Annotated in this window: 14 protein-coding genes and 4 pseudogenes; 11 read left to right on the top strand and 7 right to left on the bottom strand. The window is 67.2% G+C overall.

Annotation, left to right across the window (positions count from 1 at the left end; translation table 11 throughout):
• Window positions 1–83 precede the first annotated feature (83 nt).
• The 3 genes and pseudogenes from AWC25_RS15175 to AWC25_RS15165 all read right to left on the bottom strand — a co-directional run bounded on the left by AWC25_RS15175 (window position 84) and on the right by AWC25_RS15165 (window position 3,423).
• Window positions 84–1,751: an acyl-CoA synthetase gene (locus AWC25_RS15175; protein ID WP_069398786.1), complete on the bottom strand. Its 1,668-nt coding sequence runs from the start codon at window positions 1,749–1,751 to the stop codon at window positions 84–86.
• A 66-nt stretch (window positions 1,752–1,817) separates the two neighbouring features.
• A complete protein-coding gene (locus tag AWC25_RS15170; RefSeq protein WP_085167032.1) occupies window positions 1,818–2,435 on the bottom strand; it encodes a cysteine hydrolase family protein in 618 nt (205 codons plus the stop codon).
• A pseudogene (locus AWC25_RS15165) lies at window positions 2,432–3,423 on the bottom strand (Rieske 2Fe-2S domain-containing protein). The gene AWC25_RS15170 and the pseudogene AWC25_RS15165 overlap by 4 nt, the downstream one beginning before the upstream one ends.
• A 156-nt stretch (window positions 3,424–3,579) precedes the next feature.
• On the opposite strand from AWC25_RS15165, the pseudogene AWC25_RS15160 reads away from it, so the two are divergent.
• Both AWC25_RS15160 and AWC25_RS15155 read left to right on the top strand, forming a co-directional pair.
• A pseudogene (locus AWC25_RS15160) lies at window positions 3,580–4,719 on the top strand (alpha/beta hydrolase).
• Between the two features lie 64 nt (window positions 4,720–4,783).
• The gene (locus AWC25_RS15155; RefSeq protein ID WP_069398881.1) at window positions 4,784–5,827 is read left to right on the top strand and encodes a TIGR03857 family LLM class F420-dependent oxidoreductase; all 1,044 of its coding nucleotides are present in this window, start codon (window positions 4,784–4,786) and stop codon (window positions 5,825–5,827) included.
• Window positions 5,828–5,837: 10 nt separating this feature from the next.
• Here AWC25_RS15155 and AWC25_RS15150 read toward each other — a convergent pair whose 3' ends face one another.
• Entirely contained in the window at window positions 5,838–7,334 is a 1,497-nt protein-coding gene (locus tag AWC25_RS15150; protein ID WP_069398788.1) for an acyl-CoA carboxylase subunit beta, read from the bottom strand.
• Between the two features lie 119 nt (window positions 7,335–7,453).
• Between AWC25_RS15150 and AWC25_RS27440 the strand changes: the two are divergent.
• The 3 genes and pseudogenes from AWC25_RS27440 to AWC25_RS27845 form a co-directional block, all read left to right on the top strand.
• Window positions 7,454–7,549, top strand: a pseudogene (locus tag AWC25_RS27440) (hypothetical protein); the annotation flags it as partial.
• A 31-nt stretch (window positions 7,550–7,580) separates the two neighbouring features.
• Window positions 7,581–8,801 carry a cytochrome P450 gene (locus AWC25_RS15145; RefSeq protein ID WP_069398789.1) on the top strand — a complete coding sequence of 407 codons (1,221 nt, stop codon included), beginning with the start codon at window positions 7,581–7,583 and terminating at the stop codon, window positions 8,799–8,801.
• 56 nt (window positions 8,802–8,857) lie between these two features.
• Window positions 8,858–9,004, top strand: a pseudogene (locus AWC25_RS27845) (SDR family NAD(P)-dependent oxidoreductase); the annotation flags it as partial.
• 51 nt (window positions 9,005–9,055) lie between these two features.
• On the opposite strand, the gene AWC25_RS15135 reads toward AWC25_RS27845, so the two are convergent.
• Window positions 9,056–10,213 carry a Zn-dependent alcohol dehydrogenase gene (locus AWC25_RS15135; protein ID WP_069398791.1) on the bottom strand — a complete coding sequence of 386 codons (1,158 nt, stop codon included), beginning with the start codon at window positions 10,211–10,213 and terminating at the stop codon, window positions 9,056–9,058.
• Window positions 10,210–11,445: a cytochrome P450 gene (locus AWC25_RS15130; RefSeq protein ID WP_085167031.1), complete on the bottom strand. Its 1,236-nt coding sequence runs from the start codon at window positions 11,443–11,445 to the stop codon at window positions 10,210–10,212. Before AWC25_RS15130 ends, AWC25_RS15135 begins: the two co-directional genes overlap by 4 nt.
• Window positions 11,446–11,617: 172 nt before the next feature.
• On the opposite strand from AWC25_RS15130, the gene AWC25_RS15125 reads away from it, so the two are divergent.
• The 6 genes from AWC25_RS15125 (at window position 11,618) to AWC25_RS15100 (ending at window position 17,747) form a co-directional block, all read left to right on the top strand.
• The gene (locus AWC25_RS15125; RefSeq protein ID WP_084229134.1) at window positions 11,618–11,977 is read left to right on the top strand and encodes a Rieske (2Fe-2S) protein; all 360 of its coding nucleotides are present in this window, start codon (window positions 11,618–11,620) and stop codon (window positions 11,975–11,977) included.
• The gene (locus tag AWC25_RS15120; RefSeq protein ID WP_069398794.1) at window positions 11,974–13,035 is read left to right on the top strand and encodes an amidohydrolase family protein; all 1,062 of its coding nucleotides are present in this window, start codon (window positions 11,974–11,976) and stop codon (window positions 13,033–13,035) included. The genes AWC25_RS15125 and AWC25_RS15120 overlap by 4 nt, the downstream gene beginning before the upstream one ends.
• A complete protein-coding gene (locus tag AWC25_RS15115) occupies window positions 13,032–14,216 on the top strand; it encodes an amidohydrolase family protein (RefSeq protein ID WP_069398795.1) in 1,185 nt (394 codons plus the stop codon). The genes AWC25_RS15120 and AWC25_RS15115 overlap by 4 nt, the downstream gene beginning before the upstream one ends.
• A gap of 89 nt (window positions 14,217–14,305) precedes the next feature.
• Complete coding sequence (locus AWC25_RS15110; protein ID WP_069398796.1) at window positions 14,306–15,271, top strand: alpha/beta hydrolase; 966 nt, start codon at window positions 14,306–14,308, stop codon at window positions 15,269–15,271.
• A 74-nt stretch (window positions 15,272–15,345) separates the two neighbouring features.
• Window positions 15,346–16,509 carry an acyl-CoA dehydrogenase family protein gene (locus tag AWC25_RS15105; RefSeq protein WP_069398882.1) on the top strand — a complete coding sequence of 388 codons (1,164 nt, stop codon included), beginning with the start codon at window positions 15,346–15,348 and terminating at the stop codon, window positions 16,507–16,509.
• A complete protein-coding gene (locus AWC25_RS15100) occupies window positions 16,506–17,747 on the top strand; it encodes an acyl-CoA dehydrogenase family protein (protein ID WP_085167030.1) in 1,242 nt (413 codons plus the stop codon). Before AWC25_RS15105 ends, AWC25_RS15100 begins: the two co-directional genes overlap by 4 nt.
• Before the next feature lie 3 nt (window positions 17,748–17,750).
• On the opposite strand, the gene AWC25_RS15095 is transcribed toward AWC25_RS15100, so the two are convergent.
• Complete coding sequence (locus tag AWC25_RS15095; RefSeq protein ID WP_085167029.1) at window positions 17,751–19,715, bottom strand: SpoIIE family protein phosphatase; 1,965 nt, start codon at window positions 19,713–19,715, stop codon at window positions 17,751–17,753.
• Window positions 19,716–19,825: the final 110 nt, after the last annotated feature.

Raw genomic sequence — 19,825 nt, 5'->3', positions numbered from 1 at the left:
CGGTCGCCACCCGCGCGTCCGGCGGACGGTCGCTGCTCCTGCGGGCCCGGGGGTGGAAGACCACGTAGTGAAGACGTTGCCGGTCACGCTTCGCTCACGGCCTGCTCGCGTGCCCACCGGTAGTCGGCCTTGCCCGACGGACTGCGTTCGATCGCGCGGCGGAAAACGATTGCCTTGGGCAGCTTGTAGCGCGCCAACGACTTTGCGGCGTGGCCGACCAGTTCGTCGGGTTGGGCGTGCGCACCGTCGGCGAGCGCGACCACCGCGACGACCTCCTGGCCCCAGCGCTCGCTCGGCCGCCCCGTGACCACCACGTCGGCCACCGCGGGGTGCGAGGCTATCGCGGTTTCGAGCTCCTCGACAAAGATCTTCTCGCCGCCGGAGTTGATCGTCACCGAATCGCGGCCCAGCAGTTCGATGTAGCCGTTGTCGTGGTGACGTGCCCGGTCGCCCGGAATCGCGTAGCGCACACCGTCGATGACGGGGAAGGTCGCGGCGGTCTTGGCCGCGTCGCCCTTGTAGCCGAGCGGAACGTAGCCGCGCTGTGCCAACCAGCCGATCCCGTCATGGCCCGGCGACAGGATGGACGACAAGTCCTCGGCCGCCACGAACGTGTCCGGGCCGGCGTTGAAGGTGCCGGTGGACACCGCCCCGGAGGCGGACAGGTGATGCATCTGCGCGCCCGTCTCCGACGATCCGACGCCGTCCACGACAACGAGATTCGGCAGGGCTTCGATCAACCGTTCCTTGACGAAGGGGGTCAGCAGGGCGCCGCCGTTGGCGATCACGGCCAGCGACGAGACGTCGGGGGTGCCGTCGGTGCGGGCCCGCTCGATTGCGGCGAGCAACGGTCGGGCCATCGCGTCTCCGACCACGGTCACCACCGATACCCGTTCCCGCTCGATCGTCCGCACCACGTCTTCGGCGTCCAAATGGTCGACGACAGTGGGGAAGACGACGGACTGCCCGGTGGTGAGGGCGGTCATCACACTCCACTGTGCCGCCCCGTGGATCAGCGGCGGCAAGATCATCAACTTGGTGCCGGGCCCGGCCGCCACTCGCGCCACGATCTCGTCGACGGAGTCGACGGGTTCGCCGGTCATCAGGTTGCGCCCGCCGAAGGAGGTCATGAAGATGTCGTGCTGACGCCACAACACACCCTTCGGCATGCCGGTGGTGCCGCCGGTGTACAGGACGTACAGATCGTCCGGTGAATGCCGCACCGGCGGCGGATCGGACGGAGTCGACCCGATGACGCTCTCGTAATCGACTGCCCCGTGAATCAACTCGTTGCCCGAGTCGTCGGCGATCTGAATGAGCACCCGCAACCGCGGCAACTCGGGCAGCACCTCGGCCACCCGCGGCGCGAACGCGGCGTGATAGACCAGGGCGGTGGCGCCCGAATCCGCCAGCAGATACTGCAATTCGCTCTTGACGTAGCGGAAGTTGACGTTGAAGGGGGCCACCCGGGCAGCGAAGGCGCCGAGCAGCGATTCGACGAATTCGTTGCCGTTGTAGGCGTAGAGGCCGAGCAGGTCCTGACCCGTCTCGTGCCCGGCAAGCGCGGAGCGCTCGGTGTGGCAGCCCAGACCCCGCGAATGCAGATAGGCGGCCAGACGGTGGGATCGTTCGACGGTCTGCGCGTAGCTGAATCGCCGGTCGCCCTGGATGACGAACTCGCGGTCGCCGATTGCGGCCGCGACGGCATTCGCAACGGCGGGAACCGTGAATTGTGTTGCAGTATCGGACATCAAACCTCTCACAGTTGGTGTGGTAGCTGGCGGGCCAGTGGCCTACTGGCGTCGCCGTCGGTCATATCATGAGGCCTTCCATGCGTCGAGCAGCTCGTCGGTGGTGGTGATGGTCGCCAGCAGCGACAGGGTGTTGGCGATGACGGCCTCGCCGTACTCGCTGGGTATGCCGGCGACGGCGTCTTTGGGTAGCACCACGCGATAGGCGGCGTTGACGGCGTCCATGACCAGGTTGGGGATCGCGATGTTCAGCGACACGCCGACCGCGACGATCGTGGTCACCCCGAGGTTGCGCAGGACCGCGTCGAGGTCGGTGCCGCCCATCGGTCCGACGCCATGCCACCGGGTCAGCACCAGATCGGTTGGCTCCGGCCCCAATTCGGGGAGTAGCGCCGCCCCGGGGGTCCCCGGGGCGATGTCCACCCGGCCGGATCCGGCGAAGATCCTGGCGTTGTGGCTGGACCCCAGGCCGTCCGGGCGGCGCTGCGCCAAACAGTGCACCACGCGAGCCCCGGCCGCCCGCGCCGCGGGCACGAGCCGCACGATGTTGGGCAGCGCCACGCGGCGCGCCTCGTCGGCGAGCAGTGCCAGCCCGGCGTCGGGCCCCAGCACCGCGCCCGGGCACTCCTGGGTGAGGATCGCGGTGTGCGTGGGCGCGACAAGGTCGGCGAGGCCGCTTGTCATGCCGGCACGTCGTAGAACTGTGTAGCCCATTTCCGCAGTGCCATATAGCCTTTCGCGTCGGTCTTGGACAGCGCCGGATTTTCCACGTACTTCTGATAGCGCCAGATCTGTAGGTCGTCGAACACGGTGGACAGAAACCGTCTTTCGATGAGGTCGCGCAGTTTGCCCTCCGGCACGTCGCCGGCGTCGCCCGGGGTGCGGGGCCACCAGATGGAGTAGAAGAGGTCGGAACATTCGTCGTCGACGGGCGTGCAGGTGAAGATCAGCCGATGGTTCTGTGCGCCCTCGAACACGCTGATCGCCCCGCCGAGGCCGAACAGGTGGCTGTGGAAGCGCAGCGCGAGGTCGTCGGGGTTATCGCTGCGCGCATTCGGCCAGCCGGCGGTGAACTGCCATTCGTGGTCGACGATTTTCCAGTCCAATACCCGGGGTGTCACGGCCGCGTGGTGAACGTATTCGAAGTGGGCGCTGTCGGGTGCGTTCTCCGCGACCATCTGCGGATGCACGGGTTCTCGTTCGGCGCGCCGGGAGAACTCCGGGTACGCCCGGTAATAGGCCGCCGGATCGGTCTCGAATTGCGGGAACTTGCGAAAGATGTCCGGCATCGCCCACTGCGGTTCCTTACCTTCGGGGTGGTGCCAAATGAACACGCAGTCGTACTGCTCGTGAACCTCAAACACCCGCAGCCGTAGCACCCGGTTCGGCCGTTCGGGCTGATAGGGGATGTAGCGGTTGGTACCGTCCGGGCCCCAGCGCCACCCGTGGAAGGGGCACTCGACGCAGTCGCCGATCACCTTGCCGCCGTGTCCGATGTGGGCGCCCAGGTGCTTGCAATGCGCCTGCATTACGTGCAGCTGACCGGACTCGTCGCGATAGGCGATGAGATCCTCGCCGAAATACTGCAGTGGCCGGCCTGGCCGACGGGGAACTCGGGTGACCACCCGATCATGAACCACCCGGTGACTTTCCAGGTGAAAGGGACCCGCACGGCTGTCCTCCGCTAGTAGTTCCGCCCATACTAAGGTCGTTACAGTATAGATTTCAGCGGTACCGCCCCGGGACGGCAAGGAGCGAAATGGCGGAAGCGGCCGATCAGCCGGGATGCGCCGGCTTCAAGTTGAGTTAGCGGTCCGGGATGAGCGGCATGGCGGGATTCGCGCTGGCGAAGCGGTCCTTCGAGCTCTCCAGGGAGGTGGCCCGCGAACTGGGCCTGGTGTTGCCGCGCACGGTGTCGGGTTTGAACGAGTCGACCGGCTGGGTGCCGGCCTCGCCGCGGGGGATGCGCTAGTTCGGCGAGGTCTTGTTGGACGAATTGGTCCTCAGCGGCTTTTCGCTGCTGAGCGGAAATCTGTCCGACGATGTCCGGCCCCTGCACGCCTGCGCACCGGCCGCCGAGGAACTCTTTCGGCTCGGGATCGACGGTGCGCACGCCGCGCCAAAACCGTTGCGAGAGACTTCGATACGACAACACCGACTCGGCAGGCTGAGCTACGAGCGGATGACCTTCGAACACGATCCGCAGTTGCCGTCGACGCTGGCGGCCGAAGGGCTGAGTGGCCCGTGCCGGGCGGTGGTGCACCTGTGCCGTCATCGCGGCGCCGCGCGGCCGTGGCTGATCTGGGTGCATGGCGCCGGTCAGGGCGGTACCGAGGATCTGCTGTTGTCGCGCATCGGCCGCATCCACCACGGCCTGGGATTCAATGTCGCCCTTCCGGTGCAGCCCGGGCACGGCTGCCGTCGCCGCGACTGGCCGGCGTACCCGGACATGGATCCGCTCGGCAATGTCGCCGGCATGATGCGGGCGGTGTCCGAAGTACGCGCCGTGGTGCGCTGGGTGCAGCCGCAAGCCAGTGCCGTTGTGGTGTCCGGGATTTCGATGGGCACCCCGGTGGCCGCACTGGTTTCGCACTTGGAACGGCAGATCGACGCGGTGGGCCTCTACACCCCGATTCTGGGATTGAACGCCATGATCGCTCGGCACCTGTCGCGCTGGGGCTCGGCACGCGAGGGATTCCGGGAGCTGCTGGCATCGTCGGTGGTCGCCCAGCTGACGTCGGTGATCGATCCGCTGGCCGTCGACCCGGCACCCCCGCCGGCACGGCGCCTGATCGTCGGGGCCTGGCACGACCGCATGGCGATGCGTGAACCCGTCGAAGCGCTACAGCAGCGCTGGGGCGGCCAGCTCTACTGGTACGACGGCAGTCACGTCGGCCACATCTTCTCCCGGCGCGTGCAGCAGGTCTCGGAGCGATTCCTGCGCGAGGTGGCGGGGGCGCAGCGATGACCACAGCGATGACCAAGGACGGCGCCGAAGCCCGGAATTTCGGCTACCACCAAGGAGTTTGGAATTGACCGATCGGGTGCTCGACGAGCTAGGCTACTACCTGCTGGCCGGCGCCGGCGGCGAGGGCCCGGCGGCCCTGATGGACGAGGCGCGTCGTGGCGAACAGCTCGGCTTCGGCACCGCCTTCATCTCCGAACGGTGGAACGTCAAGGAAGCGTCGTCGCTGACCGGTGCGGCCTGCGCGGTGACCGACAGGATGCAGATCGCCACGGCCGCAACCAATCACAACACCCGCCATCCGCTGATCACCGCGTCGTGGGCGACCACCATGCACCGCCTTTCCGGCGGACGCTTCACCCTGGGCATCGGCCGCGGGATCGCGGCGATCTACGGCGCGTTCGGCATACCCGCGGTCACGACCGCGCAGATGGAGGACTGGGCTCGCGTCATGCGCCGGCTCTGGCACGGCGAGATGATCGTCAACCACGACGGACCGATGGGTAAATACCCGATCCTGTTCCTGGACCCCGCGTTCCACGAAGACATTCGGCTGGCGCTGGTCGCCTTTGGCGCCGACACACTCGCGCTGGGCGGCCGCGAGTTCGACGACGTCATTCTGCACACCTACTTCACCCCGGAGACGTTGCAGCGCTGCGTCAAGACCGTGAAGTCCGCCGCGGAGCGAGCCGGCCGCGACCCGGACAGTGTGCGGGTGTGGTCGTGCATGGCCACGGTCGGTGACCACCTTCCCGAGGCGTTGCGGCTGAAGAAGACCGTCGCCCGGTTGGCCACCTATTTGCAGGGCTACGGGGACCTGCTGGTGCGCACCAACGACTGGGATCCCGCCGTGCTGGCACGGTTTCGGGCCGACCCGGTGGTGACCTCGATCGCGGGCGGCATCGATCACAAGGCCACCGCGGAGCAGATCGAACACATCGCGACGCTGATCCCCGACGAATGGCTGGCGCCCTCGGCCACCGGCTCGGCCGGGCAGTGCGCGGACCGCATCCGCACGGAGTTCGGCTATGGGGCCGACGCGGTCATCATGCACGGCGCGACACCCGACGAGCTGGAGCCGGTGCTCACCGCCTATCGGGCCGGGTCCTGACGGGGCCGGGTCAGGGCATGATCACGGTGCGCGTCACCGGCGCGGCGGCGGCCTGACGGCTGGACAACCCGCGCAGCAGGGCCGCCAGCAACGCATCCCGCGTCTCGCGGGGATCGATGAGCTCGTCGAATCCCATACCTTCGGCCGACCGGTAGGACGCCTGCAACTCGGCGTTGCGCAGTTTCTCGGCCAGATCCTCCCCGGCGTGCGACGCCCGGCTCAACGCGGCGGCGCTCATCGCCCCCATCGTCGCTCCCGGATAGGCGAACGTCGCTACCTGGTGGTCGAAACCCAACAGCGACATCACCATTGAGCCGAACCCGTACGCCTTACGCAGCGTCACGTGCAGCTTCAACGTGGTCGCCGCCGTCTGGGCGGCGAACATCCGCGCACCGGCCCGCAGGACGCCGCTGCGTTCGGACCGGCTGCCCGGCAGCATGCCGGGATTGTCGGCGAGAAAGACGATCGGCAGGTGGAAGGAGTCCGCCACCATGATGAAATGCGCGGCCTTGTCCGCCGCCGCGGCGTCGATCGAACCGGCAAGCACCTGTGGCTGATTGGCGACGACCGCGACGGGATGGCCACCGAGATGGGCCAAGGCGCAGATGATCGCGGTGCCCAGCCGTGGCTGCACCTCGAACCAATCGGGGCGATCGAAGACCACGTCGAGCACCGCGCGCATGTCGTAGACACGGCGGTTGTCGCGCGAGACGATGTCGAGCAGTTCCGGCGTAGGCCGCGGTCGACTGTCCTGGTCCGCGGGCAGCGCCGGCGGGTACGACCAGGCGCTGGGCGGAAAGTAGGACAGGTAGCGCCGGATGTCGGCAAGGACGGCCTCGTCGTCCTCGGCCACGTTGTGGATTACTCCGCTGGGCAGCGCGACGTCGGGGCCGCCGAGATCCTCCTTCGAAATCTCTTCTCCGGTGGACTCTTTGACGACGGGCGGGCCGGCGGTGAAGATCGCGCCCTGTCGGCTCATGATGCGAAAGTCGCACACCGGGGCCACCAGCGCACCGTGCCCGGCCGACGGGCCGAGCACCGCGGCAACCGTCGGTACCCGGCCCGAGCACTGCGCCTGGGCGAGCAGGTCGGTGGGGGTGCGTCCGTAATGCCCGCCGGTCGGCCGAAACCCCGCGCCCTCGAGCAGCATCACCAGCGGAATTTTGTCGCGCAGCGCCAGCTCGGCGATCCGGTAGCGCTTGGAGTTGCCGCCGGGGCCGATGCTGCCGGCCATGGTGGTGAAGTCCTCGGCGCCCAGCATCACCGGGGAACCATTGATCGACCCGGACCCGACGATCAGCGCGTCGGCCGCGACGTCGCCGCCCACCAGGGTGCCGATTTCGCGAAAGGTGCCGGGGTCGAGCAGGTGCTCGATGCGGGCGCGCGCGTCGAGCTTGCCCTTGGCCCGGTGCTTGTCGAGCCGCTCGGGCCCGCCCATTCCCCACGCGTGCTGACGGCGACGTTCGAGGTCGTCGAGCGTCCCGTCCCAATCCTGGGCTTTCGTCATGCGTCAGTCCTACCTCACGGATGCCAGCGGGCGCGCCACCGATGCGCTTGCGATCGCCGCGCGATGTGCAGGGTCACATACTGGATTGCTTACTGTAAAGTTACCCGCATGGGTCGCGGGGCGAGGTGATGACCGAGATGTGCGGCGAGGTCGCCGACGGTCATTTGGGCCACCCGACGGTGTCGCGGCGCTGTCTGAACGAGGTGACGATGCCGGGAAGGAGTTTCGCCAGTGAGCACGACGACGATGGATGACGCCGGTCGAGTGCTGGCCGACCCGTTGGCCTACACCGACGAGACCCGGTTACACGCCGCGCTGACTCATCTGCGCGCCGCCGCGCCGGTGTCCTGGGTCGAGGTGCCGGGCTACCAGCCGTTCTGGGCGATCACCAAACACGCCGACATCATGGACATCGAGCGGCAGAACATGCTCTTCACCAACTGGCCCCGCCCGGTGCTCACCACCGCCGAGGGCGACGAGCTGCAGGCTGCCGCCGGTGTTCGTACGCTGATCCACCTGGACGACCCGCAACATCGGGTGGTGCGCGCCATCGGTGCGGACTGGTTTCGCCCGAAGGCGATGCGCGCCTTGCAAGTGCGTGTCGACGAGCTCGCCAAGAGCTACGTCGACAAGATGCTGGCGGTCGGCCCCGAATGCGACTTCGTGCAACAGGTGGCGGTGAATTACCCGCTGTACGTGATCATGTCGTTGCTGGGCATCCCGGAAGCCGACTTTCCCCGCATGCTCAAACTCACCCAGGAACTGTTCGGCAGTGACGACTCCGAATTCAAGCGCGGCACCACGAACGAGGATCAGATCCCTGCGCTGCTGGACATGTTCGGTTACTTCAACGGCGTCACCGAGGCGCGCCGCGCGCACCCGACCGAGGATCTCGCCTCGGCGATTGCCAACGCTCGCGTAGACGGTGAACCGCTGTCGGATATCGACACCGTGTCGTACTACCTGATCGTGGCTACCGCGGGGCACGACACCACCAGCGCGACGATTTCCGGTGGCCTGCGGGCACTCATCGAGAACCCCGACCAACATAGGCGCCTGCGTGACAATCCCGACCTGATGCCGTTGGCCACCGAGGAGATGATCCGCTGGGTCACCCCGGTCAAGGAGTTCATGCGGACCGCCAACCAGGACACCAGCGTGCGGGGGGTGCCGATCGCGGCGGGGGATTCCGTTCTGCTGTCCTATGTTTCGGCCAACCGCGACGAGGACGTCTTTGCCAACCCGTTCTGTTTCGACGTCGGCCGTGACCCCAACAAGCACCTGGCCTTCGGCTACGGAGTGCACTTCTGCATGGGCGCGGCCCTGGCCCGAATGGAGGTCAACAGCTTCTTCTCCGAGCTGTTGCCCCGGCTCAAATCGATTGAGCTGACCGGTGATCCGGAGTTGGTCGCGACCACGTTCGTCGGCGGCCTCAAACACCTGCCGGTGCGCTACTCGCTGATCTGACCCGGCTACCTCCCGCTCGTTACCCTCGCGGTACAGGACTACCCAATGGCTACGCAATGACGTGCAGGACGATTGTCATCACCGGCGCCAGTGACGGTATCGGCGCGGCCGCGGCGCGCCGCCTCAGCCGCGGCGGTGATCGGGTCCCCGGCGAGCATCACGTCAAACGCACCATCGCCAAGCCCAGCCGGTTGGCCGCCGATCCCGGCCTCGCCCGCGCGCTGTGGGATGGCACCCTGGCAAGGGTCGGCTAGTCAGGCGATCCCGAAGTCGATGATGCCCCGGACGATTTTGCCGTTGCGCAGATCGTCGTACGCCTCGTTGATGTCGTCGAGACGGTAACGCCGGGTGATCATCTCGTCGAGCAGCAGCTGACCAGTGTGGTACAGCCGGGCCAGCCGGAAGATGTCGGACTTCGGGTTGCACGAGCCGAATACGGTGCCGGCGAGCGATTTGTTCGACAGGATGAAGTCCTGCAAATCAATCTTGACCGAGTCGGTCAACTGCGAGGTCATGCCGGTGAGCACGCAGGTCCCGCCCTTGCGGGTGAGCCGGACGGCGTCGCGCACGTCCGCGGCGGTGATCAGCGACGGCGACACCACGACGGCGTCGGCCATCACCCCGTAGGTCAGGTCGCGCACCATGTCCAGCGCCTCGACGGCGCTCGCGGCGGTGTGAGTGGCACCGAACTGCAGGGCCGACTTCTGTTTGAAATCCACCGGATCCACCGCCACGATGTAGGCGGCGCCGCCGATGCGGGCGGCCTGGATCGCGCCCGTGCCGATGCCGCCGACACCTACCACCACGACGGTGTCGCCCGGTCGCATGTTGGACCTGTTGGCCACCGAGCCGAAACCCGTGGGTATGGCGCAGGAAAGCAGCGCGCTGGGCGCCAACGGAAGGTGTGGCTCGATCTTCACCAGTGAATCCGTCGACACCACCGTGTGATTGGCGAACGCGCCCACCTTGGCTAAATGGCCCAGGGGTTTGCCGTCGGCGGTGTGATGCCGGTAGGTGCCGTCGGTCGGCATGCCGGGCGTCAGCACGCCGGCACCCATGTCGCAGATGTATTCCTGACCGCTCGCGCACCAGCGACACTGTCCACACACCGCAACGAACGACGTCACGACATGGTCGCCGGGAGCGAATTCCGTTACACCGTCGCCTACTTCGCGCACCACGCCGGAACCCTCGTGGCCGCCGATCATCGGGAACATGGTGGGCAGCCCCAGCGCGCGCAGGGTCTCGTTGGGCGCGGACATGTCGCCGGAGAGGATGTGGTCGTCGGAATGGCACATTCCCGCGGCGGCCATCTCCACCAGCACCTCGCCGGCCTTCGGTGCGTCCAGCTCGAATTCCTCGACGGCCCAGGGCCCGCCGACATCGTGCAGGATGGCCCCCCGGCTTCTCATGCGGCCGGGCTGAAGGTGACGGGAAGCTTGTTGGGCGAGCGGAACGTGAGCCCGATGATGCGAGACTCCTCGCCGGTGCCGTCGTCGGCCACCAGCTCCAGGTTTTTTACGCGGTCGAGCAGGCTGTTGAGCATCACCCGGGTTTCCAGCCGGGCCAGATGCATGCCAAGGCACATGTGGATGCCGCCGGCGAATGCGATGTGGGTGTTGCGCGGCCGGTGGATGTCGAAGCGATTCGAGTCGGGCCAACGACTTTCGTCGCGGTTGGCCGACCCGATGCACATGTCGATCTGGGCGTCGGCGGGGATCACCTTGCCGCCGAGTTCGACTTCCTCAGTGGTGGTGCGCATCACCATGGTCAGCGGCGTCTCCACCCGCAGGCCCTCTTCGATGGCGGCGGGGATCAACGCGCGGTCTTGCCGGACCATCTCCAGCTGGTCGGGGTGAGTCAGCAAGAGGTACAACAGGTTTCCCGACGAGCGGTAAGTCGTCTCCAGGCCGGCGGGCAACAGCAACCGTAGGAACGCGATGATGGCGTCATCGCCGAGCTTCTCGCCGTCGATCTCGGCGGCCACCAGATCGCCGATGATGTCGTCGGTGCGCTTGCGGCGCCGCTGCTCGACCTGCTGCAGGAAGTACCCGTGCAAATCCGCGGCGGCATTGAGCCCCGCGACGATGTCGGTGGGGATCGAGATGAGGTCGAGCGACAGCCGCCGGAACATGTCGAGATCCTCCGGCGGCAAACCGAGCAGCACCGAGATGATCCGGGTCGGGAACTCGAACGTCAACGCCTTGACCAAGTCGGCCTGACCGTCGTCCTTGATTTCGTTGATCAGCTGATCGCACACCGGCCCGATGACGGCGGGCTCCCAGCGTTCCAGCGCCGTGGCCCGAAATGCCTTGGCCACCAGGCTGCGGTGGTCGTGATGTTCCTTGCCGCCCATCGCCAAGATGGTGTGGCCCATGACCAACCCGATCGTCTTGTCGTAGCCGGCCGAAGTGAAGATCCGGTCGTCGCGGAAAGCCTGGAATACCTCGTCATAACCGAACAGCGCCCACTCGTCGTTCGGCCGCAGCTCCTCCGGCATCTGCGAGTGATCGCCGAGCGCTCCGTGCCAGACCGGGTCGGTGCGCCGCATGTATTCGAAGAACGGGTACGGGCTGGTTTCCCCCGTGAAATCGAGTGTGACCGGCGGGGCCGGTACATCGGTCCGGTCGCTGCGTATCGGCATCGGCGCTCCTCCTGGGGCAACCCGTTGACCCTTTGACGCAGGCCAGCTCCTGCGGAATATCGCTATCATAGTATAGATAGCAACGAAGCCCAATGGCTTGTGGTGGTTACCGTAAGAGGCTCAGTATTGACCGGACAGGTCCCGGATATGTCGGCGAGGCGGTGATGCCCTGGTGCCTCAGCGGCGTTTCGTGTGCGCTCTCGACGAGCTTCCGCCCGGCGCGATGAAACTGGTCGACGTCGGTAAGTTCGGCGTCGGCGTGTACAACCTGCGCGGCGAGCTGTACGCGATCGTAAATTACTGCTCGCACGAGGGTGCTCCGCTGTGTCTGGGCCTGCTCGGCGGTACCACCGAACCGTCGCCGGACTCTCCCGGCGGTGTGCGTCGGGTGCGCGACGGTCAAATCGTCCGATGCCCTTGGCATAATTGGGAATTCGACATCACGACCGGTCGCAACGTCGCGGACCCGCAGCGCCGCGTGCGCACCTACCGCGTCGACGTCAGCGACGGGGAGGTGTACCTGACCGCATGAACGAACCCGTCATCGATGCCAACGTGCAACCGCATTTCCGTTACAACGCCGAGATCCGGCGCTACTTGCCGGCCGCGCATCGACTGCGGGCGATCCCCGACGTGGAGCAGCAGTGGTACCAGGCGCCGGGAGGCGATTATCGGCAAGACCTGTACGGCCCGGCTTACCCCGGCTCCGACCCGGAGACGGTCGGCGGCCACCTGTTCGACGAGCTGGGCATCAGCTTCGCCATCCTCAACCCGCTGACTCGCGGCAACATCGCCGACTACCTGCTCAACAGCCGCATCTGTGCCGCGGTCAACGACTGGCTGCTGGACCGCTGGCTCGAGCCCGACACCACCGACCGGTACGCGGACCGGTTTCTCGGCACCATTCGCGTCAACCCCGAAGATCCCAGGGGCGCGGTAGCCGAGATCGAGCGGCTGGCCGGGCATCCCAAACTGGTGCAGGTCGGCGTCCCGATGCAGTCACGCGAGCCCTACGGCAAGCCGATGTTCGAGCCGATCTGGGAGGCGGCGGCCGCTCACGGGCTGCCGGTGGCGGTGCACATCAACGGCGGCAACGGCGTCGACCATCCGCCCACCTTCGCCGGGCACGCCCACACCTACCCCGGGTACGCGGCGTTCATGCCGCTCAATTACTTCGTGCATCTGGCCACGCTGATCATCGAGGGCGTGTTCGGCCGGCTGCCCGACCTGAAGTTCGTGTTCGCCGACGGCGGCTATGACATCCTCACGCCGTTGATGTGGCGGCTGGACACGTTCTGGTTGTCCATGCGCGACCAGACGCCCTGGGTCGACCGGTATCCCAGCGAGTACCTGCCCGGCCATGTCCGGTTCTGCTCGTCGGCCTTCGACGGCCCGGTCGACGCGGCCTCGGCTCAGCGCTGGATGGAGTTCAGCGGCAAGACTGCCCTGGTGATGTACGGGTCGAGCTACCCGCATTGGTCGACGTCCTCGCCCGAGGCGATGGCCCAGGGTCTCGACGCCGACCAGCGTGCACAGGTCTTGTGGCGAAACGCCAGCGAGCTGTACGGACTCGAGGAGCGTGTCGGATGACCAGCGTGGCCCGCATCGATACCACCGCCGATACCGCGGCCGCTCAGGACGACCAGGTCGCGGTCAGCATCGTCGACACCGACGTCCATCCGATGCCCGTCTCGGCCGACGTGCTCAAGTCCTACGCGCCGCCGGACTGGGTGGACAAGATCTGGCCGACCGGCAACGCCGTCACGCCGGTGCCACACTTCTATGACACGCCGGATTCCTACAAGACCATGTCGCTGCGCCTGGATGCCGCCCCGCCCGGCGGTGGACTCGCCGGCACCGACCCGGACTATGCCGCCAAGCAACTGCTGCTCGACGCGGGCGTGAGCATCGCGACGCTGGAGCCGATGTGTGACGCGCAGCTGCCCGACGCCGAACACGTGCTGAAGTCGACCTACAACGACTGGCTGGCCGATGTATGGCTGGACAAGCACAACAAGCACGGCCGCTGGCGCGGATCGATCAGCGTCAGCGCGCAGACGCCGGAGCTGGCGGCGCGCGAGGTGGAGCGCTGGGCGGGACATCCCTACCTGGCCCAGGTGCTGATGACACCGCAAACGCGCGGAATCCCGTTCGGCCACCCACATTTCGACCCGCTCTACGCAGCCGCATCCCGCCACGGGCTCCCGGTGGCCACCCATCTGATGGGGCAGACGCCCTTCGAGTTGGTGCCGCTCTATCCGGTCGGCAACCCGGCGCACTGGCATGACTTCTTTGCGTCCTGGCCGTTGCTGTATGTCTCGCACCTGATGAGCCTGGTGTTCGACGGCGCCTTCGATCGGCATCCCGATCTGCGGGTGGTCTTCGTGGAGGGCGGATTCACCTGGACCATGCCGGTGATGTCGCGGATGGATCGGATCTGGCAGGCCCGCCGGGGCGACTTGCCGCAGGTGCGGCGCCGTCCGTCGGAGTACGTGCGCGAGCACGTCCGCTTCACCACGCAACCCCTAGAAGACGTCGACACCGTAGAGTTCCGCGAATATCTGCAGATGATGGACCTGGGTGACAACCTCATGTTCTCGACGGACTACCCGCACTGGAGCTATGACTCGCCGGCCTACGCGATCAACAGGTTCCCCGCCGACCAGCGGGAGCGGATCATGCGCGGCAACGCAACGGCCCTGTACGGCCTCCCGGCGACCGTCACGGCGCTGCCCGGTGAGCGGTCGGCAGCCGGCGCCGGCGAGAGCTGAGTCGCCCGGGTTTACCTTGGAAAAGGTCTCCGGCGGGATCCGCCGGGACCGGATGACGCGCCCGACCCAACCCCGGAAGCTGAGAGGGTATGACACAAACGGATCTGACCCGTCCACAAGGGATCAACCGCATCGACCCGGTGCTGCGCGACGCCGCGAGCGAGCTCGGCGTCGTCGAATTCCGCGCGGAGACATTGCCCGCCGAGCGCGAACACGCCGACCGGTTGGCGGCCGAGCGTGCCGCCGCAGCCGATACCGCGGGCGTCACCATCGAATCGCGGTCGATCGCCGGGCCCGGCAACCGTCAGCTGAACCTCCGTTTGTATCGGGGTCGCATCGACGGTGACGCCGGGGCGCCGTTGCTGCTGTACGCCCACGGCGGCGGCTTCGTCACCGGCAACCTGGACACCGATCATGCGCAGTGTGTGGAGCTGGCCCGCGACGGCGCCTGCCTGGTGGTGTCGGTGGACTACCGGTTGGCGCCCGAACACCCGTGCCCGGCGGCGCTCGACGACGTCGAAGCGGGCTTCTACTACGCCATCCGCAATAGCGTCGAGCTCGAACTGGATCCGAGCCGAATCGCGGTGATGGGTCGAGACGCCGGTGCCGCCCTCGTCGCGGGCCTGGCTCAGCGCATGTTCGACAACGAGGGCCCGCCGATCCTGATGCAGATCCTGCATCAGCCGATGCTCGACAGCGACACCACGCCGTCGCGACGCGAGTTCCAGCGCACCCCCGGACTCAACGGTCCCGCGGTGAGCCGCGCGTGGGGGCACTACCTGGGCAACGACAGCGCCAGCGGTCAGCACGTGCCGGCCCACCGGGCGAACCTGGAGGGGCTGCCACCGACCTTCATCAGTTGCTCCGAGATCGATCCGTGCCGCGACGAGGCGATCGACTACGCCAACCGGCTGTTGCATGCTTTCGTTCACACCGAATTGCACGTCATCGCAGCGACATTCAACGGCTTCGACGCGGTGGTGCCGGATTGGGCTGTGTCGCAAGAAAACCGGGCCCTGCACGCGCAGTCGGTGCGCCGCGTGTTCGCGATGTAACGGTTCGACCGCGTTACCGACCTAACTCCGGTAGTACTTACGGTATCGACCGTTGCTAGCATCGGGTGGTGACCCTGACCGCGGCCGATTCGCCAGAACTCGCGCTGTTCGCCTCGACCACCGCGGCCTTCCTGCAGAAGGAAGCGCCGCTGGCCCGCGTCCGGGAACTGCACGCGGCGGGGCGTTCCTTCGATCCGACCTGGTGGCGGCGCGCCGCCCAACTCGGCTGGACGGCGTTGCTCGTTCCGGAGGAGCTGGGCGGCGGCAGCGTCTCGGGCAACGGCGTCACGGATTTGGCCATGGTGGCCGAACAACTCGGCAAGACCGTGGCGCCCGGGCCGCTCTACCCGGTCAGCGTTGTGCTCACCGCGCTGGCCGAATGCGCTGACGCCCAAGCACATGCGGCCGCGATCGAGTCGTTGATCTCCGGAGCAGTGGTGGCATCCTGGGCGGTCTGCGAACCCGGGCGCGGCTGGGCGCCGCTGCAGCCCACGGTGACCGCCACCCGGGCCGACTTCGAGGCCCGCGGGGCCGCCGGTGGCTACCAGCTGGACGGCGTCAAGGACCGCGTCGAAGCCGGCGCTCAGAGTGCCCTGCTGCTGGTGGTGGCGCGATGCGGTGACGAGGTTCGCCAGTTCCTGGTACCGACGGACGCGGCGGGCGTTCGGGTAGAGCCCCAGCAGTCGGTCGATCTGGTCAAGCAGTACGCGCGGGTGCGCTTTGACGGGGTCGTCGTGGACGCGTCGGCCGCCGTCGGCAGCGCCGCCGAGACGGCCGCGTTGATCGACCGGCAGAGTCAGATCGCACAGGTGTTGCAATGCGCCGAGGTGGTTGGCGTGCTGCAGACGGTGTTCGACTTCACCGTGCAGTGGGCGCTGGACCGGCACACGTTCGGTCGCCCGCTGGCGTCGTATCAAGCGCTCAAGCACAACTTCGCCGACATGAAACTGTGGCTGGAGGCTTGCCGTGCCACCACGGCCGCCGCGGTCGCCGACGTCGCTGCCCGCGCGCCGGGGGCGGGCTTGTCGGCCAGCATCGCCAAGTCCTACGTCGGGGAGATGGCCGGGCGCATCGTGCAGTGCTGCGTGCAGATGCACGGCGGTATCGGTGTCACCTGGGAGCACGACCTGCACCTGTATCTGCGCCGAGTCACCTTGTACCGGTCCCTGTTCGGCACCCCGGAGGAACACAACCTGCGGGTGTACGCGGCCGAGAACGCCGGGCGGTACGCGAAATGACGGGTCAACCGCCGGAATCCGTCGCCGCATTCGCCGCCCGCGCCCGGGCCTGGTTGGCCGACAACATGCCGCCGATCGACCCCGACTCTCCGCCGCCTGCACCCCGGGACGATGCGGACGCGTGGAAGCGGGCCCGCGAGCTGCAAAAGCGGTTGTACGAAGGCGGATTCGCCGGGATCTGCTTTCCCCGCGAATACGGTGGCCTGGGCCTGGATTATGCGTATCAGAAGGCGTTCGACGAGGAATCGTTGCGCTACGAGATGCCGCTGATCCTCAACATCCCGACCTTTACCATCTGCTGCGCCACGTTGCTCGACACCGGCAGCGAAGAGCAGAAGAAGCAACACATCGGCGCGGCGCTGCGCGGCGAAGAGGTACTGGTGCAGCTGTTGAGCGAACCCAGCGGCGGGTCGGATCTGGCCGGGGTGATCACCCGTGCCGAACGCCGCGGCGACCGCTGGGTGATCAACGGCGCCAAGACCTGGAGCACCAGCGCCTTCGCCGCCGACTACGGCCTGTGCTTGGCGCGCACCGATTGGGATGTGCCCAAGCACGAGGGCCTGACGATGTTCCTGGTCCCCATCAACCACCCGGGAATCACGTTGCGCCACATCACGATGCTCAGCGGGTCGACCGAATTCTGCGAGGAGTTCCTCGACGGCGTGGACGTCGGTGATGACGCCGTCGTCGGGGATGTCAACGGCGGCTGGGCGGTCGCGTCGCGTCAGCTGTATCACGAACGCCGGGCGGTGGGGCAGGGTTCGGAGTTCGCCAGTGGCAGCGGCAATGAGGGCGGCAACGCGACTCCCGTCGACTACGTGGCGCTGTTGAACGCGACCGGTCAGGCGGACAGCGAACGCGCACAAGAGATGGCGGGCCGGGCATTGGTGCACCGGGCGGTGGCCGATCAGCTGATCGACCACGTCTACCGCAGTGTGCGAGACGCGACGCTACCGCCCGCCGCCGGGACGCTCATCCGGCTGTTCCACTCCGAGACCGTGACGACCGAGATCGACATCGCGACGGCCGTCGCCGGTGCAGCCGGTGTGGTCGGCGAGATCGGCGAGGGGCTGCAGACCGGCCTGCGTTATCTGGCCAGGCAGACCGTCGCCATCGGGGGCGGCACCACGGAAATGGCGCGCAACGTGATCGGTGAACGGGTGCTGGGCTTTCCGCGCGAATACGCCGCCGACCGCGGCGTGCCGTTCAACCAGGTGCGGCACGGCAAGACCCGCTGAACGTCAGTCCTCGGCGAAGACGTTCTCGCTGTCCCCGCTGGCGACGGGGATTTGCACCATCGACAAAATGTGGTGGGCGGGGCTGCCCGGTGGCGCGATCAGCACGCAGCTGCCGCCCTGCCGGACGGCTCGGTCCCGTGCGGCGGCCAGTGCGCTGACGCCCGCCGAGCCTAAATGGGTGACCGCACCCAGGTCGACAGTCAAAGGTGCTATGCCCGAACGACTTTCAACCGCGATCTGACGGTCCAGGATCGATGCGGTGGTGGAGTCGACGTCCCCGCTGACCACGATGTGTCCGGGCGCTTGGACCACCGAAGTGAACTCGTGATCGGCGGGTCGTTGGGAACCGCCGCGACCGACGACGGTATCGGTCACGAAGTTCGCCGACCGCGACAGACGATGGGTCACGCTGGCCGTCGTCCCGCCGTCGCTGCGGGTGATGAGTGCCTCCGACACCAGCGCCTCGGCCATCGCAAGTCCACGCCCGCGGCCCTGTTCACCCTCACGATGATCCTTCCATTTCCCGCGGTCGATCACCGCCGCATGCAGGCAGCCATCGCCGGACAGCGACGCGTTGACCGCGACACCGTCGGAAACCTCGGTGCCGTAACCATGTTCGACCGCGTTCTCGACGAACTCCGAAATCGCGTGCACGATGTCGGAGATGTCGTCGGCGTCGGCACCGACCTCGGAGAGCCACTCGCGAAGCCGGCCCCGCACGACGCGCGCGGCGTGGATCGTCGCGTCCAGCGTCAGGTGCAGCGGTTGCGGGGGAGTGCGCCGTTGCGCCGCGAGCAGTGTGACGTCGTCGCTGTAACCGGTTGAGCGGAGCAACAATTCGAGGGTCTCCGAGCACAGTCGGTCGATCGTCCGCGTGGGAGTGTCCATTACGAAACCGCTGGCGCCGCCGGCGATATTGGCGGCCAGGTCGGCAAATTCGGCGGTGCTGGCGCCCAGCGGGCGGCCCGGGCGTTCGATCAGGCCATCGGAGTAGAACAAGATCGAGTCGCCGATGTCGAGCAGTTCGCTGCGCACCGGAAACCCGACGTGGCTGCCCAGCGGCCCGGCGCCGGACGGTTCGACGTAGTGGGCGGCGGCGCCCGCGGTCACCACCAGCGGCGGCGGGTGACCGGCCGTGCAGTACTCGAATTCGCCCGTGGTGTGGTCGAGCGAACCGACGCACAAGGTGGCGGACCTCGAGCCGGGGACATGCTCGTGAAATCGGTCCAGCGCGGCGAGTGCCTCGGTGATGGTGTGGCCGCCCAGGATCTGCATCCGCAGCGCGGTACGCAGTTGCGACATCACCGCTGCGGCCTCGACGCCGTGCCCGACGACGTCGCCCACGACGAGCACCAGCCGATTCTCCAGCGGAATCGCGTCAAACCAGTCACCACCGGCCGCGGTGTCCTGCGCGGCGACCAGGTACTCCGCGGCGATGTCCGCGCCGGGAACAACGGGCACGGTCGCGGCCAGCAAAGCCTGCTGCATGACGATGGCCGAATCGCGCACGTTGCGGTAGCGCTCGGACAATTCCTCGATGCGCGCCTCGGCGGCCGTGCGCGACCGCACCCGTTCGGTGACGTCGTCGAAGAGGACCTGCACACCCTCGATCGCACCGTCGGGGCCGCGCCGGGGCGTGACGAGGAAGTCGAAGTATTTTTCTTCGATGCCCGAGCCGGCGAAGTCGGCCTGTAGCCGCCACTCGGTCCCGGTCTGGGAATGGCCGGTCCGATAAACCCGGTCGAGCATCTGGAAGATCTGCTGGCCCGCTAGCTCGGGATAGACCTCGCGCACCAGCTTGCCAACCGGGCTGAATCCCGGATTGAGGGAACGGTAGGCCGCATTCGCCGCGATGAAGCGATGCTCGGGACCTTCGAGTCCGAGCAACATCGCGGGGACATTCTCGAAAATACGGCGAACGTCGTCGGCCGTACCGACAATCTTGTCCCAGTCCTTTTCGGCCACCATCTGGCCGTCCCTCCTACGGAGCCTCCCGCGGGCTTTCCTTTGGACCGAATTGAAAATCTAGCAAAGCGCGGCCTATTGGACACACGCAAGTAATTAGATTAGCAACGGGT

It is taken from the genome of Mycobacterium sherrisii, assembly GCF_002102355.1.
Classification (GTDB): Bacteria; Actinomycetota; Actinomycetes; order Mycobacteriales; family Mycobacteriaceae; genus Mycobacterium; species Mycobacterium sherrisii.
This window is presented reverse-complemented; position numbering and strand designations above follow the sequence as displayed.